We start from the raw sequence: 15,682 nt of genomic DNA, 5'->3' as shown, positions 1-15,682 counted from the left end.
TACTAGAATAGGAACAAATAATAGGATATCCAGAGAGAGATAATAAAAGTTAATAAGTTTAAAAGGTGAATGAATAAGACAGAGAAATAGCACCATCAATAAATCTCCCCGTTCCTTCAGATCTATCTGATGAATTCCAACGATTTCCTGAATAATTATTATATTGAAGAGTAATAGTTCCCGGATGCCAATCGAAATAACCAAATCCATAGGTATAATCTGGATTCCATGGTTGTTGTTGATTTTTATCTAAATAATAAAAAGCAGTACCGTTAATATACCAATTTCCAAAAATAGAATACTTACACCCGAGCGAAATAGTCTTATGCCCATTTAAATATTCAGAGGTATCTAAATTGAAGTATTCATGAGTATAATTAAAATCGACTTGGCAACCGATGCTGCCCTCTTCAGTAAATGTAAACCAATCAACCACAGGTTCAACTATCGGGAATTTCCAACCTAAAGACCACGTTCCTTGGTTAAAATTAGTGACCGACTCTCCCTCATCAGGACTAAACCGGTTTCCTCCATAATTCGCATAAACTAAACTTAACGTGTATGGACGCCAATCACTGTAGCCAAAGACATAAGTAAAATCTGGGTTCCACGCTTGCTGCTGATCTTGGTCTATATAATAATATGCCGTACCAGAAATAAACCAACTGCCTAAAATACTGTACTTTAAAGAAAGGGTTACTGTTTGATTGGTATTACTTGGACCAGAGGTAGCATCCGCCGGAATATTCGCTTCAGGAGTTTCAAGCAAGGGGTAGTTGTAGCCTACATTGCCACTTAAACCGTGGAAGAATCCTTGCTCATCATTCCATTGTTCAATCGGAAAATAGAATGAGCTTTGCACCCCATTCCAAATATGCTCACCTTCTGAAGGCTTGTCATCTGGCTCTGCTGTATTTCTTGGAGAAGTAATGTTAGGAGATGTCGGTGCACTTTTATGTTTAGCGCTATTAGATAGATACTCATTTGCTATTGCCCATGATGAGAAACACACACAAGCAAATAAACTAATGATAATCCTAATTATTTGTTTTATTGCATTCTTCATAAAGGCATTCATCCATCCATAGATAAGCCACTCAAACTCTAAAAATCCCTTATTTATAAATACAGAATTAAAGAGATAAAATAAACCTCCAAATAAAAAGGAAGTTTACATATTGTCTATCTCTACTAACTTAGGATGAAATCATTACAAAAACAAACCTCTAAGCCATTGCATGCTCTGTTTTTGACTTTGATTTAGCTTTATCAAACCATTGTTGTAGCGCTTTCGGAGACATTATTTTAGGATCCCCTAATTGATAATCTTCTACGTTCATCAACTCTGGAGGTAAAATATCGATAATCAACTCAAGATCTTTATACGATTTAACCTCTTTATCAAAAATAGCGGCCATTTCGTTACTGTGTGTTGCATTTCTTGCTCTAACCGCCTTCACTAACCCATCTAATAACGTATACCAAGTCGTCATTGGCCCTTGCGTGATGGACGCAGATTCTGCCGCCGAATCAATAAACGCAAAAGGCACCGTAGTAATCGATTTATTTTGCTCCATTGCAGCCAGAATCCAATCAGTATCAAACGAAAAATCATACACAGTTGGCGCCTTTAAAATATCAACTAACGCACTATGGCTATACAGTTTAAACGCCGCTTGTGTATCTTTAATTCCTTGACTAAAAATTTGATTACCTATCATTCTTTGCATATGTCGCAATGTTTTAATACCAACTCCCCAGCGCTCTTCTTGTTTAACAAGAATGGAGTCTTTGTGTTTTCTATTACCAAGGATAACCTGAGTATTACCTTCCATATATGGAGAAAGAAGTAAGCCTATTTGACCTAAGTGAACCGAATTATCGGCATCCGTATAGACAACACAATCCATGCCATCATCTAATGCTTTTTGACAGCCAAGAATAATCGCCCCTCCCTTTTTTGAATCATCAACATGGTCTAAATTCTTTAATGGTCCCGTAATTGTAGGAATTGCATCATCTAATCTCATGACATTTACTTGTGAATTTGACTCACTATTCTGTGCAATTCGATGCGCAATACCAAAGCTGTTATTAGGGCAACCATCATCAATTGGATACAAATGCCAATGCACATTACTCCCTTGCGTAATCCAATTTAATTGTTCAATTTTAGTCTCTAGTGAATTCTCACCATGTGGATTTCTCTTCGATTTTTTATTTAATCGATGATGTTCCCCCCACATTGCAAATACAATACCGACAGTTAACGGGGTCGATATATCCATAATTAACCGACGAGATTCAACTAATTTAACCGCCAACTTAAACATCAAAGGAGGGAATTCTAACTCTATGAATTCTTTATATTCAGAAATGGATATCATTGAAAATGAATGTAATTTATCTGCCAAAAATAATAATTCTTTTTGATCATTCTCACAGGTCAAATCAAATGAATCATTTGAATTAGAAATAATATTTAAAATGGTTTCTCTGTCCATAAGTCTACCCTTTTCTTCTTTCAAATTTAATTGCAGTTAGAAAAATGATAGGAAAGAGAAGGTAGAAAACCAGTAAATAAAAGCAAAATAAAAATTAATATACCCTTCCCTTGAATCCTACGTTTTATATCCTAGGCTAGATAAAAGTATTCAATTACACACAAGACATTTAGGGTAATTACGAAAAGGATTTTCAATGGAATACATTTTAGTAGTAGACGATGACCCTGTTAGCCTTCTGTTTATGTCATCCCTATTAAAACGTTGTGGTTTTCAGATTGTTTCAGCCAAAAATGGCTTAGAGGCTTTGTCTATCTTGGCTGAAAACCCAAACATTCAATTTGTACTCAGTGATTGGATAATGCCAGAGATGGATGGCATTGAATTATGTACCAAATTGAAAGAGCTTGAATTTGATCGTTATATTTTCTTTGTACTTCTTTCAGGTAAAGATGATCAACGCTCGATCATTGATGGCATCAACGCTGGTGCTGACGATTTTATTGTTAAAGGAACTGATGTTAAAGAATTAGAAGCTCGCGTGAAAGCAGGGTTTAGAACCTTAGAGTTACACAATAAAATTACGGATAAAAATCAAGAACTCGATTCGGCTTACGCAACCATCCGTAAAGATCTTGATGCCGCTGGTGATTTAGTTCGTCAGTTACTCCCAACCCAAACCAATTTCACAGGTGTTGAGCTTAATTACATGTCAATTCCAAGTGCTCAAATTGGAGGTGATATGTTGGGTTATATGCAGCTTGATCCTGACCATCTTGCTTTCTACTTATTTGATGTTGCAGGACATGGGGTTTCTTCAGCATTAATGTCATTCTCCGTGCAGCAGAGTTTATCCGTCGTAGGCGGTCCCTCTTCTATCGTTAAAGACATTAACAATAATATTATTCCTCCTGAAGACGTCATTGATAAATTAAACAAACTCTACATCAGTGATGACAAGATCCAACTTTATTTCACCATGATTTATGCCGTTCTAAATGTCAAAACTGGAGAGGTAGATTATTGCTCTGCGGGACATCCACCACTTGTTTGGCACCACAGTCAAACAGAGCAGGCTGAGCTGATTGGAGACGACAACTTTGTGGTTGGAGCTTTTGATTTTGTTGAATATAAAGCGTCAAGCATTCAATTGAATCCAGGCGATAAGATCTGGCTTTATTCGGATGGTATTACAGAAGCAGAAAAAGATAACACCCAATTTTCGGAAGATGGGCTCAGAAAAACCATAATGGACATTCACTCCCATCCAACCCATTTACAAACCGAATTGCTCGTTAATAGAGTAAGAACCTGGCAAGAATCAGATACGTTTGAAGATGATGTCAGTGTGCTTGCTGTTGAGTGGAAAGGTTATTCTAAACAAGAGGATGATTCATGCAATACGAAATTAACAACCAAGGTAAATGCACAGTTCTTCAGATAAAAGAAGAACGTTTTGACGCAAAACTGGCTCCTCAATTTCGTAAAGAAGCAGAGGATTTATTAAGCCAATTTGGCGATCACCTTATTCTTGATCTTGGCAGTGTCCGATTTATGGATAGCAGTGGCTTAGGTGCCATTATGGGGGTATATAAATTATGCCGAGGCAAAACAGTCAGTGTCGTTAACCTACAGAAACCCGTTGAAGATTTATTAAAACTCACTCGAATGGATCGTTTAATTCCAAACTATCCAACCCTTGAGGATGCGATGTTAACTTCAGCATAGAAGGAACCATTATGAAAGGAATGATTTTAGCCGCAGGTAAAGGCACCAGAGTTAAGCCGATTACCCATACCATTCCAAAACCGATGATCCCTATTTTAGGTAAACCGGTGATGGAATCCATGATTGAGCTTTTTGCAAAGCACAACATCAATAAAATAGTTATTAATACCAGTCATTTATCAGAAGTAATTGAAGGCTATTTTAGAGATGGTCACCATTTTAATGCTCAGCTTTCTTATTCTTATGAAGGTGAGATTATTGATGGCGAATTTAAAAGTAAAACATTAGGCTCTGCGGGTGGAATGCAGAAAATCCAACAGTTTTCTGGTTTCTTCGATGATACTTTTGTCGTGGTTTGTGGTGATGCTTGGATTGATTTAGACCTCACCAAAGCGGTTAAACATCATAAAGAAAAGGGAGGTATCGCAACCATTGTGACAAAAGCGGTGCTAAATGAAGACATTCATAAATACGGTATCGTCGTTTCTGATGAGCATGGGCTAATTAAAAACTTCCAAGAAAAGCCCCCTGCTGAAGAGGCGTTATCGAATCAAGCTAATACAGGGATTTATATTTTTGAGCCTGCTATTTTCGACTTCATTCCAAAAGAAGGAGAATATGATATTGGTAGTGAATTATTCCCATTACTCGTTGAAAAAAACATTCCTTTTTATGCCGTAAATATGGATTTTCAATGGCTTGATGTGGGTAACATTACCGATATTTGGGATGTAACAAACGACATATTAAATGGCAAAGTGAATGGTTACCCTATTCCTGGAATGCAAGTTAAAGCAGGAATTTGGCTAGGCATCAATACTGTAATTGATTTTAAGTATTGTAATATCACACCTCCAGTAGTTATTTCTAGTGGCTGTCATATAAAAAATGGGGCGACGATTGAAGGACCAACAGTTATTAGTCCAAATTGTACCGTTGATTCAGAAGCAATTGTTCGTAATTCATTGATTTATGATTACATTCATATTAAAGATTTCATGTTATTAGATCAAAAAACCGTCTTTAATAATTACTGTATTGATAGAGAAGGAAACAGCACCTCTTATTCGGAAATAAGTGAGAGATGTATTTCAAGCGTGATGAATGACACTCTAACGGATATGTCAGCCTTCACTAACGGCACAACGGAAAAGTAACATAAGGAGGGAAGGAACTGTGGCTGCTATTTTTTCAAACACCTATTCAAGTTCTATTGAGGCATCTCGAGTCGTATCGAATGATATTCGACTCTACTGGGAGTCCTTAAACATTGGAGAAGACGCGATAAATCAAATAGAGTTATGCTTGGTCGAGATGGTCAATAATGCCTATGAACATGCCTATCTTAACCAAGATGGGCCAATCATTGAGGTTAAATCATACTTACAAACACCGAGAATGCTGTTAGTTGAGGTATCAGATTATGGTCAGTCTCTTCCTCAAGAAGTCTTAGTGGAATCCACCGAAAGAAGCTTTATTGTGCCAGAAGAAGATAAACCCGAAACATGGCTAACCTCAGGACGTGGGTTTATTATTGTAGAGCAACTAATGGACACCATTGCCTATGAAAATAAAGATGGAAAGAACACTTTTTATCTAGGTAAACGCTTAAACTAATTTAAGCGTTCTCTTTTTCTTTAAAGTGAATTTTATTTAGACTCTTCAGTCACTGTGGGAATAAATGTTCTTCGTTGTAATACTTCAACTTTATTCTTATCTTCAGTACCGATATTGGCTTTATGGATAGGGTTGTATACTGCTTTATTTGTAACCTTGTCTTCTTTTTCATTATTTTTTTCTACTGCTCGATAATCAAACTCCTCATCTGGAGTTATTACAACAGTGTTCGATTTCTCCGAAGAAGATTGTATTACTTGATCTGTTTTAATACTTTCCTTTGTCTCTTTTTCGTCTTGCTTCTCTTCATTAAGCACAGGGATCACACTCTGCCCTCGTGAAAAAGAACGACTTAATCCCGTCAGTTTTTTCTTACCTCCCCCCTCAGAGGCTTTGGATGCCCGTGCTGAATTATAATTGGGGGTTTCTATTGTATTACTCGCATTATAAGAGATAGAAGATCCCACTGACTTCAATCCTAATTTAGGCCCTTTAAAAGTAAAAACACCTAACTTTTCTTCCCATATTTGTAAAATGGTCAGCTCTTGTTGCCATTGATTATCTAAAGAGACACCGACATCAGAAGTGGTCAGTTGAGTTGATAATTGAGTATTAATATTTTCATAGCGACGATGTAAATACTTCTGCATCTGTGGCCACTCTGTTCCACCCGTTAATAAATAACGAGTGCTGTTTGACCAATATTCATAAGCTTTAACATCATTACGTTTATTTGCAGCAATCGCGGCTAATGCCTCTGATAAACCTGCATATTGCCACATTTTTTGAGCGCCTAGCTTAGATTCAGACGTCATGATTTTGTTTGATAAGCGATGCCAATAATCTGCTGATTGTCTTTCTCTTGGACTATTAGCTAACATTGTCCCCTTACCATACATAGCAAGGTCAATCTCAACTACCTTTGCTAAAGAGACTGGAGAACTTAATAACATTACCGCTAAAGAAATCGATGTGTATCTCATCATCGGAATGTCTCCACTAAACAATGACCAGGATGTGAAAAGCGAGATTTAAACTGTACGTCTCTATACTCTTTACTCTTCTCTGGTTGATAAAGTTTACCATTGGCTTTATACAATAACGCCTCTAATACCCCAGCATTAGTCTGTAAAGAAATACTTTTTTCATAGCGGCTGTTTAGCTCATAACGTCCCTCATACCACCCTCTATCTGGATCATATAATTCTTGGACAAGGACCATCAATCTATCGGTATAATCTGTTCGCCATAGTGCCCACATTTGAAAAGCAACACGAGTAGAAACCAACGCCAACTCATCATACGAACTGCCATCTTCCGATAAGGTAATCCAAGGTGTCCCTAAGGCATAAATAGCATCATAAACAAAGTAAGGATCACCAGAAACAATGTGCTCACCTCTCGCGGTATAAATACGCTCATTGTCCCAGCGAGCCTCTTGAATTCGATAAACAGAATCCGCCATTGCAGACATCACTTCATTACTATGACTTGCATCACTAGAACTGCTGTCTGTAATGTCATCCCAATTAAATTCTAACCCTAAGCGTAAATAAGGCGTGCTATAAACAGGTCTAAGAACATCAAATAGGCGTGGATCTCGTCCATCAAATAAAAAATCGATTCCATACATGGTGGCAACATTGTAAGGATCTAGCCTCATCGCCTTTTCTGGTACAATTTGCCAGTCTAAATAGCCATAAGAGGTATACTCCTCAACACCTAAACGGCCTTCTTTATAACGAAACACATTACCGTTATTTACTGTCCCGCCAAACAATTCACCGTCCTCATTAACCAGTTCGCAGAAGTTCCACTTTAATACCGCTTTATCAATGTACTCAATAAATTGAGGGTTATATTGCTTCACGATGGCAAGAACAATCAATAAACGGCCAACATCAATAGAAGACCAGCCAATATCATTAAGTTGATTACCATAATCAACCATTTGACCCGTTTGGGTGCTATAGACTTTATTCGGTATTTGACCAATACTGAGTGGCATTTCATTGAGAAAAGTTAAAACAAGCGAAAGGCGCTCATCGTGCTCTTTACTAGTAATAAATTCAAATTCACGCGCAGCTGTCAACGCTAATAAATAATCCGCAATTCCTGACATATTAGTAGTAGGGTAATTATCAATACTGTTTACAAGGCCTGTTTTTAATTGAGTATTATTTTCTACATACACCCAAGCCAGGCGAGCCCATTCAAGCTCATCCTCAGTTAAATCACCATACCGACCTTGCCGTATTGCCTGTGATTGATTAAGAGAACTCACTCCGTCTTGAACGCCCTTATACAACACACCACAAGATGACAAAAGAAGGCTAATTAAGATCAGTACTACACTTTTTAGCATTCATATTCCTTTATCAATACTACAAGCGGGAAGGTTTCATGGGTTTTCGTGGTAAACATTGCCCCTCATAACCAAAGGGTGACTCTAGTGCTTTCTCCCAAAGGCTTGGAGGAACATTATCTTTATAAGTTAAGAGTTTTCCTTGCTCTTTATAAAGTAAAATTTCCAGGGTGATACCATTATTATTAGAGGTAAACGTATTAATTAAGCCAGTTCCGTTTTCAAATACACCTTCATAAAAACCTTTATCTCGATCATATAAGTTCGAAATATGATCAAACAATAAATCAGTATATTCCGTATCCCACAGAACCCACATTCCCATTGCACCTTTTACTGCAACCGCTGAATATTGCGGTAAAAAATCTCCGTTTTCAGAAATCGTATTCCAAGCAAATCCATCGGTATAAATAGTGTCATAAACGAAATATGGGGCACTGGCTAATTGGTGCTCTGTTCGTGCAGTAATGATGCCCGTTTGCTTGTATCGCTCTTCTTGAACTCGATAAATATTCAAGGCAAATTCAGCCATCCAACCATTAGAATAACTCGTATCATGCTTACTACGGTCACTGGTTAGATCCCAACCTAATTCAATCGCATCAAGTACATAACTTTCGGTTACCACATAACTGTGAGCTTTCAATTTGCGAGGGTCTCGCGTGTCATATGGGACATCATATCCATATAAGTTAATCGTGCCATATGGCTCAGGCATTGATGCTTGAGAGGTATCAAACCCCCATAATTGGAATCCTTTTGCTGCGTATTCTTCGTACCCTAAGCGCCCTTCTTGAAGGTACTGAACCGGTTTTCCTTGCTCGAATAACGCCCCAAACATGGTGCCGTTTTCATCAACAACATTACAAAAATTCCAACGTAGAACAACAGAATCAATACTGGTCGCAAACTCTGGGTATCTATTTTTTAAAATATGAAGCCAAATAAGTAAACGCCCTAGATCTAAAGCTGAGTAACCAATTTCCCCCGGTTGATTACCGTAATCCACTTTTGCTGCATTCTGGGTATTGTAAGCTTTATTTGGCAGTTCCCCACGGAACAGATCTAGAGTGTTTAAAGTTGTCAAAAACTTAATCAAACGCATATCGAACTCTTCTTTCTCGATAATGCCTAGCTCATACGCACTCGTCATTCCCGCAAGGTAAGACGCAGCATCCCACCAGGTCACTGATGGGTAGTTGTTTACCGCATTCACAAGTCCTGTTGATTCTTGATAGTTATTTTCAAAATACGTCCAAGCGACTCTCGCCATGTCCATTTCTTTTTCTGTTAATGTACTTTGGCGTGCTTGAGGCACTGTCCAATGGTCTTTTTTATCGACAATATCTTCTGAAAAATGATCGTATTTATTACCACAGCCAATGATAAATAAACTCAGTAATCCAATTGAGATATAACGCATAGAGCTCTCCTTTCCCAATGCTTATTACTTAACACCAACACTTAATAATGAACCATTTTCAATATACGCAAGAGATTCTAAGACAATACCATTGGTGTTTGCAGTAATGGCTTTGTTAATTTCTCCGGTGAGTTCATAGCGACCTGAATACCAACCTTTATCTTCAGAGAATAACGTTTGAGCTTCCTGAATTAATATCTCGGTATACTCTGTTTTATACAAGGCATACCAGCCAAATGCAGCCTTAGTAGATAACGATTTAAACTCTGATGCATCTTCACCAGTATCAGTGATCGCATTCCATTCTTTACCATCAGAAAACACAGTGTTATAGACAAAGTAAGGGGCCTGATCTAAGTTATCCTCACTTACCGCAGTTACAATACCCGTGTCGTTATAGCGAGCCTCTTGAGCTTGGTAAACACGATGCGCAAATATTTTTGATACACTGTCCGCACCAAACTCTAAACTATCAAGAATATAAGACTCACTCACTACGTAGTTATGAGCATGATATTTTGCGGGGTCTCGAAGGTCTGTTGGAACCTCTACCCCACTGATGGTTTTAAATTCAAGATAATCAATATATTTCATCGCATTAAAAACATCACGTCCCATCAAAGACATGGATTTAGCAGCGTATTCTTCGTAACCGATTCGACCTTCTTGAACTAGCTCAAACCCATCTGAAGACGTTGATAAACGAGAACCATATAAATACCCCTCTTTAATCATATCTCCGACATGCCATGCATTCAGTACATTGTTCACTTGCTTATTAAATTGTGGGTACTGCCAAACAATAATATTCATCGGAACAAGAATTCGACCAATATCAATCGCGGACCAACCAATGCCTTCTGGTGTAGGCTTATTACTGTAATCCACCATTTCCAAAGTAACGGTATTGTAAGCTTTATTTGGCAAACGATTATCTACTAGAGGTAAACGAGCAAGGGTTTGTAGCACCTTTTCCATTCGAATAGTAAAGACATCATCAGTGATTACGTTCAGTTTCTCTGCCGAGATTAACCCCATAATGTAAGAGGCGGTATCCCACATCGTCGTTGATTCATAACCATCTACTGAATTTACTAATCCGGTATTTTCTTGATAATTGTTTTCAAAATATTGCCAAGCAGTATTCGCCCATTGATACTCTTCTTGAGTTAAAATACGGCTCGTTTTTAATGGGATCGGCTCAGAACTTTCAAAGGTTATGTTACCTAATACTTGAGGAGCCTCTCGAGTTTCTATCGTAAACGAGATGAATAATGCGGTCGCCAATCCAAGAATAAATACGATATGATGACGAGCATTCACAACGGCTTTTTTAAATTCCATATTCTACTTCCTCTTTTCCTTGTCCTGATTCTTGTTGTTCATCATCACTTGGTTTTGGATTCCAAAATGCCGAGGCTATCATGCCCCACATCGCCATCATATTATTAATAATCCAAAACGTATTTAGCACTAAACCACCAAACGAGTAACTTCCATATGTTCCTGTTGAGTAGCCAGTCCACGCATAAATTAAGCTAAATAAGCTCAAGCCAAATACCGCCATTTGAGGAATAACCAGCTTAAAGAAGGTTCCGTTTTGTCTCTCTTTAGGTGTCGTAGGAAAACTAATTTTCTTCCCTCTTAATACTGTCCAAAGTGCTTTAAAATTAACAGGGAAGAAGGAAAGGAAGTTTGTCTTCCCTTTGTAACCAGCTACCCCCCAAGTCCCCACCATCATTGCGAGTTCAGCAGTAAGAACAAAAGGTAAGAAGTGCATATAAAAAGTGACATCATAAGCACTGACAGGGGCGATGCTCGTTAAGAAATAGACGATTGGGCATAATAAGAAAATAATGTTCCACACGGCAGATAAGTTCGACCAAAAGCTCGCACCATACATTAGCTTTTGCTTTAAGCTCATCCCTTTCCTAAATAAAGGGTTATCATTCATAAAGATATCGATAGACCCGCCAGAATATTTAAACCGTTGCACAGTCCATGTTTGTAAGTCTTGTGGAGACAACATTTTACTTTCAACTTCAGGATGCATGACTGAACGCCAATTCCTTTCTGAATCAGAATGCAGAACTAACGAGGTATACAGGTCTTCTGATACGTGGAATTTATAAGGAGTAAATTCGGTATCAATAAAAATCTCTTGCTTTAGATTATCAGAAACATCTTTATCTACTGATTTTTCTTTGGTCATCTTTCTGATTTGTTTTTCTATTTCAGATTGTTCTTTTACTATTTGTTCGCTGTAACTACGAAGTGCGGCTTCCATAACAGCTTCACGGCGGTGAATAGAACCTGCGCCACAACAAAATGAAGCATTTGCCCAATTTCTACGACGCTGAATGACGTCGTAAAACATTTGAGGATCATTAACAAAAGGATCTTCCCCTAACGTAACTGGACCATAAAACTTCTCAATACCTCTCCCTATTTTCCCTGAAAACGAACCAAATTTACGAGTTAAAAAGGCTGGTAATCGCTCTCCTTCAGGAATATCAAAAAACCATTGTGGCGTCTGAACCCAAGCAACATCAGGATCTCTAAAGTAACCTAATGTATGCTCTAAAATGGTAGAAAACGGACGGGTATCTGCATCACAAATAACAACGAAATCACCATAAGTTTGCTCCATTGCATTACGTAAGTTACCTGCTTTAAATCCGGTATTGCCTTCACGAGTGATATAACCTATATTCATTTCTTTGGCAAGTTCAGCCATCGTTTCACGTTTACCATCATCAAGGATAAAAATATTGATATCAATGTCATGAGGGTACGTCACCTTTTGAGCATCTAAAATACTCAATTTCACTAATTCAGGTTCTTCATCATAGGATGGAAAAAAAACATCAACACTGATCGGTCTATCTTCGTCGGTATCTAACACACATTCTTTGATTTTATGTGGCGGTTCTCTCTTTGGCTCATCCTTTGTTTTCCATAAATTGAAGGTAAACAATAATGACCCAATAAATGCACAAGACTCAGCAAAAGCCAAAGGTAAAGAAAACCACAAAGCATCATAATTCAGAGCGAAATTCCAACGCCACCATAAATACCAAATACCAAGTGTCAAATTACACGTAGCTAAATACTGATACATTAGCTCTCTTGAGTGGCTATGAGGAACTGGCTCTGGTGGTTTTCGATATTCGAATTTCTTAAAATAAAAATCCATTTAATCACTCCAAAATGAGACAGAGAAAATCAAATTCCATCACTAGAATTCATTGTGTTCATAAAAAATAACTTAGGATAAAAAAAGCAAAAAAAGTAATTAAAACAGGCTTTTTTTCAATTATGCGATAACCAACTGTTTTTCTCTTTCTACCTGCTTTAGAGACCAATGAACCATTTTAATAAATTCTTTTGGCTTACTGATGTAATACCCTTGAATATAATCACAGCCAAGTTCTTTAAGTTCATCAAACAACTCAGTGTCTTCAACCCCTTCAGCAACCACGTTGCAACCCAAACTATGAGCAAGATAAATAGTAGAAGCCACAATAGCGTAATCACTATTACCAATAGACATATTACGTATAAAGGACTGATCAATTTTGATTTGATTAAATGAAAGTATCCTAAGAAGCGATAATGAAGAGTAACCAGTACCAAAATCATCAATACTAATGTAAAAACCGAGCTCTGATAATTTTGAAAGCATAAGGTAAGCAGAATCAACATCAGTCATTAGTGCACTTTCTGTCACCTCTAAAATTACATCTGATGGTTTTAACTTTTGACTCCGCACTAAACTAAATAGTAAATCGTAAAGATCATCATCATGAAGATCCAATGTAGATACATTAATATGAACTTGTGGGTGTAAATTCTCCCTTTTAAAACCAGCAATATCATGAGTTACTTGGTTTATCACCCAATGCGTTATTCCTTTGATATAGTTATTATTTTCTGCAATTTTAATAAATTTATCAGGAGGGATCATTGAACCATCTTCTTGAGGCCACCTTATCAATGCCTCATAACCATGAATGGTTTTATCAATACTATTCACTATAGGCTGATAATGTAACTCAAATTCATTATTAGGAATGGCGTAAATTAATTTATTTAAAATTTCAACTTCTTCATGGATAGATTTAGTATAAGTACTGCGATAAAAATCAATAATTAACCCCAATTTTTTTGCTTTGTAACAAGCAATATCAGCTTGCTTAACAATCTCTTCTGCAGTGTTTATTTTCGAAGTAGAAATAACACACCCCATAATTGGTTGCAAAAGAAAATGCTGCGCATTCATCAAGATCGGGGACATCAGTGCTTCATGCATCTCAGTTGAAATATTAATTAGTTCATCTTTGCTTGTCGAATAGCTAATAATAATAATTTCACGATTGTCATGAAAGAAATCTAAATGTTTATTTTTTAATGTTTTTTTTAATATAAGAACAGCATGTGATATCACTTTTCCAAAGACTTTATCAGTTGATGTATCAATGAGTTTCTTATTATTATTAATTTTAATTTTAATAAAGCTAAACGGAACCCCTAGTTCAATTTTATTAGATAATGACTTAGTATAAGTAACCTTATTATTTCCTGAAGATAAAATACCATAACTATGATTAATTTTCTTTATTACTAAGAAATGATTAAGTAGCCTTCTTATTATCCATAATGTCATTACTAATGCTTGTGTTGAGATTGTAGACATGACTAATACCGCAGTACTAGAGTTTTCTACAAAGCCATGCTTTATAAAATAACCTTCAACATATAAAAAGCCACAAAGATAAAAAATAAAAACAATTGATAAATATGTTTTTATACGCTTAACATTATGAAATCCTATTTTCTTGATGAGATACATAGAATAAATCAGTGCTAGTACATTAAAAACAGTTAACACATTAAAAACAGTTAACACATTAAAAACTATATTAATATCCATATAGAGTTCCTCAATGCTAGACAGGCTATTACCCTAATGCTGATTCTAAATTTAAATTATTTGTTGAAAATATAGCATTTAACTTAATTAGCGTTTCTGATTGTATTTGCCTAACTCGTTCTTTTGATAAATCTAGGGCATGACCTAATTCTTCAAGTGTTTGAATATCATGACCAAATAATCCATAACGATTAATAATAATTTGCTTTTCTCTCCCTTGTAGAGAGTTAATCCAAGATGACAAATTCTCTTCTAAATTAGCCTTAGAAAGAAACTCATCTGGATCTTTTGCATTATCATTAATACATAAATCAACAAGAATTGAGGATTTGTCTTCAATTAATGCAGAGCGAAACGTTGTAGATGAAGGAACTAAGCCCATGATTTTATTTACTTTAGATTCATCTTTTTCACAATAAAAAGAGATATCGCTAATTGAAGGTTCTTTTTTAAGAGACTTAGTTAACTCACGAGCAGCTCTCAGGTAAACATTCAATTCTTTAGTAATGTGAACGGGCAAGCGTACTGTTCTTGAGTGATTAAATAGAGCACTTTCAATCGATTCTTTTATCCACCATACTGCATAAGTCGAAAAACGATAGCCTAGTTCAGGATCAAACTTATCAATAGCTTTCATTAATCCTAAATTACCTTCTTCAATAATATCAAGAGGAGACAAATCGGTTTGATTTCTATTTCTATATTTATTTGATACCTTAACCACAAGTCTCAAGTTGGATTCAATCAGTTTATTTCTTGATTTCATACAACCAGACTTATAAGAACGGCTATAGCTTACCTCTTCCTCAGCAGTAAGGAGTTGATATTTATTTATTTCTTTTAAATATAATGAATATGAATCTAAACTTCCATTGTCAGTATTTTTATTTGAACGAATCATAAGTTATCCTTTACCTAGCAAACGTAACATTTTTTCCGACTGTATTTTCAGCGGTATAAGTAAACTATGGTCCAAATACGATTAACACACAATACTGTAACAAGTGTTTTATGCTCTAAATAAAAGTTATGGGATATCAATCACGAATAAACAACGTCTAGTATCATAATTAAGACGTCAGGATATTGACACCAAGACAAATATACTTTAA

13 protein-coding genes are annotated in these 15,682 nt (G+C 36.4%); 4 read left to right on the top strand and 9 right to left on the bottom strand.

Annotated features, from left to right (window positions below):
- Positions 1–58: 58 nt before the first annotated feature.
- Positions 59–1,066, bottom strand: a complete 1,008-nt coding sequence (locus AC2IP4_RS17340; RefSeq protein WP_486311193.1) for a hypothetical protein — start codon at positions 1,064–1,066, stop codon at positions 59–61.
- A gap of 160 nt (positions 1,067–1,226) precedes the next feature.
- Entirely contained in the window at positions 1,227–2,504 is a 1,278-nt protein-coding gene (locus AC2IP4_RS17335; RefSeq protein ID WP_375319927.1) for a glycosyltransferase family protein, read from the bottom strand.
- A gap of 196 nt (positions 2,505–2,700) precedes the next feature.
- Here AC2IP4_RS17335 and AC2IP4_RS17330 point away from each other — a divergent pair, with 196 nt between their 5' ends.
- From AC2IP4_RS17330 to AC2IP4_RS17315, 4 genes are read left to right on the top strand one after another with little or no spacing between them, the layout of a single operon-like run.
- Positions 2,701–3,948, top strand: a complete 1,248-nt coding sequence (locus AC2IP4_RS17330; RefSeq protein WP_061004058.1) for a SpoIIE family protein phosphatase — start codon at positions 2,701–2,703, stop codon at positions 3,946–3,948.
- Positions 3,900–4,232, top strand: a complete 333-nt coding sequence (locus AC2IP4_RS17325) for an STAS domain-containing protein (protein WP_061004056.1) — start codon at positions 3,900–3,902, stop codon at positions 4,230–4,232. Before AC2IP4_RS17330 ends, AC2IP4_RS17325 begins: the two co-directional genes overlap by 49 nt.
- 11 nt (positions 4,233–4,243) lie before the next feature.
- On the top strand, positions 4,244–5,389 hold the full coding sequence (locus tag AC2IP4_RS17320) for a nucleotidyltransferase family protein (RefSeq protein WP_061029010.1): 1,146 nt from the start codon (positions 4,244–4,246) through the stop codon (positions 5,387–5,389).
- A gap of 19 nt (positions 5,390–5,408) precedes the next feature.
- The gene (locus tag AC2IP4_RS17315; protein ID WP_061004052.1) at positions 5,409–5,849 is read left to right on the top strand and encodes an ATP-binding protein; all 441 of its coding nucleotides are present in this window, start codon (positions 5,409–5,411) and stop codon (positions 5,847–5,849) included.
- 32 nt (positions 5,850–5,881) lie between these two features.
- Here AC2IP4_RS17315 and AC2IP4_RS17310 read toward each other — a convergent pair whose 3' ends face one another.
- The 7 genes from AC2IP4_RS17310 to AC2IP4_RS17280 form a co-directional block, all read right to left on the bottom strand.
- On the bottom strand, positions 5,882–6,835 hold the full coding sequence (locus tag AC2IP4_RS17310; RefSeq protein ID WP_486311192.1) for a hypothetical protein: 954 nt from the start codon (positions 6,833–6,835) through the stop codon (positions 5,882–5,884).
- The gene (locus AC2IP4_RS17305; RefSeq protein WP_375319929.1) at positions 6,832–8,214 is read right to left on the bottom strand and encodes a DUF3131 domain-containing protein; all 1,383 of its coding nucleotides are present in this window, start codon (positions 8,212–8,214) and stop codon (positions 6,832–6,834) included. Before AC2IP4_RS17305 ends, AC2IP4_RS17310 begins: the two co-directional genes overlap by 4 nt.
- 19 nt (positions 8,215–8,233) lie before the next feature.
- A complete protein-coding gene (locus AC2IP4_RS17300; RefSeq protein WP_375319930.1) occupies positions 8,234–9,637 on the bottom strand; it encodes a DUF3131 domain-containing protein in 1,404 nt (467 codons plus the stop codon).
- A 24-nt stretch (positions 9,638–9,661) separates the two neighbouring features.
- Positions 9,662–10,981: a DUF3131 domain-containing protein gene (locus AC2IP4_RS17295; RefSeq protein ID WP_486311191.1), complete on the bottom strand. Its 1,320-nt coding sequence runs from the start codon at positions 10,979–10,981 to the stop codon at positions 9,662–9,664.
- Positions 10,971–12,833 carry a glycosyltransferase family 2 protein gene (locus AC2IP4_RS17290; RefSeq protein ID WP_486311190.1) on the bottom strand — a complete coding sequence of 621 codons (1,863 nt, stop codon included), beginning with the start codon at positions 12,831–12,833 and terminating at the stop codon, positions 10,971–10,973. Before AC2IP4_RS17290 ends, AC2IP4_RS17295 begins: the two co-directional genes overlap by 11 nt.
- Before the next feature lie 120 nt (positions 12,834–12,953).
- A complete protein-coding gene (locus tag AC2IP4_RS17285; protein ID WP_486311189.1) occupies positions 12,954–14,570 on the bottom strand; it encodes an EAL domain-containing protein in 1,617 nt (538 codons plus the stop codon).
- Between the two features lie 28 nt (positions 14,571–14,598).
- Positions 14,599–15,471, bottom strand: a complete 873-nt coding sequence (locus AC2IP4_RS17280; protein WP_375319934.1) for a sigma-70 family RNA polymerase sigma factor — start codon at positions 15,469–15,471, stop codon at positions 14,599–14,601.
- Positions 15,472–15,682 lie beyond the last annotated feature (211 nt).

This window comes from Aliivibrio thorii (assembly GCF_057368585.1).
This window is presented reverse-complemented; position numbering and strand designations above follow the sequence as displayed.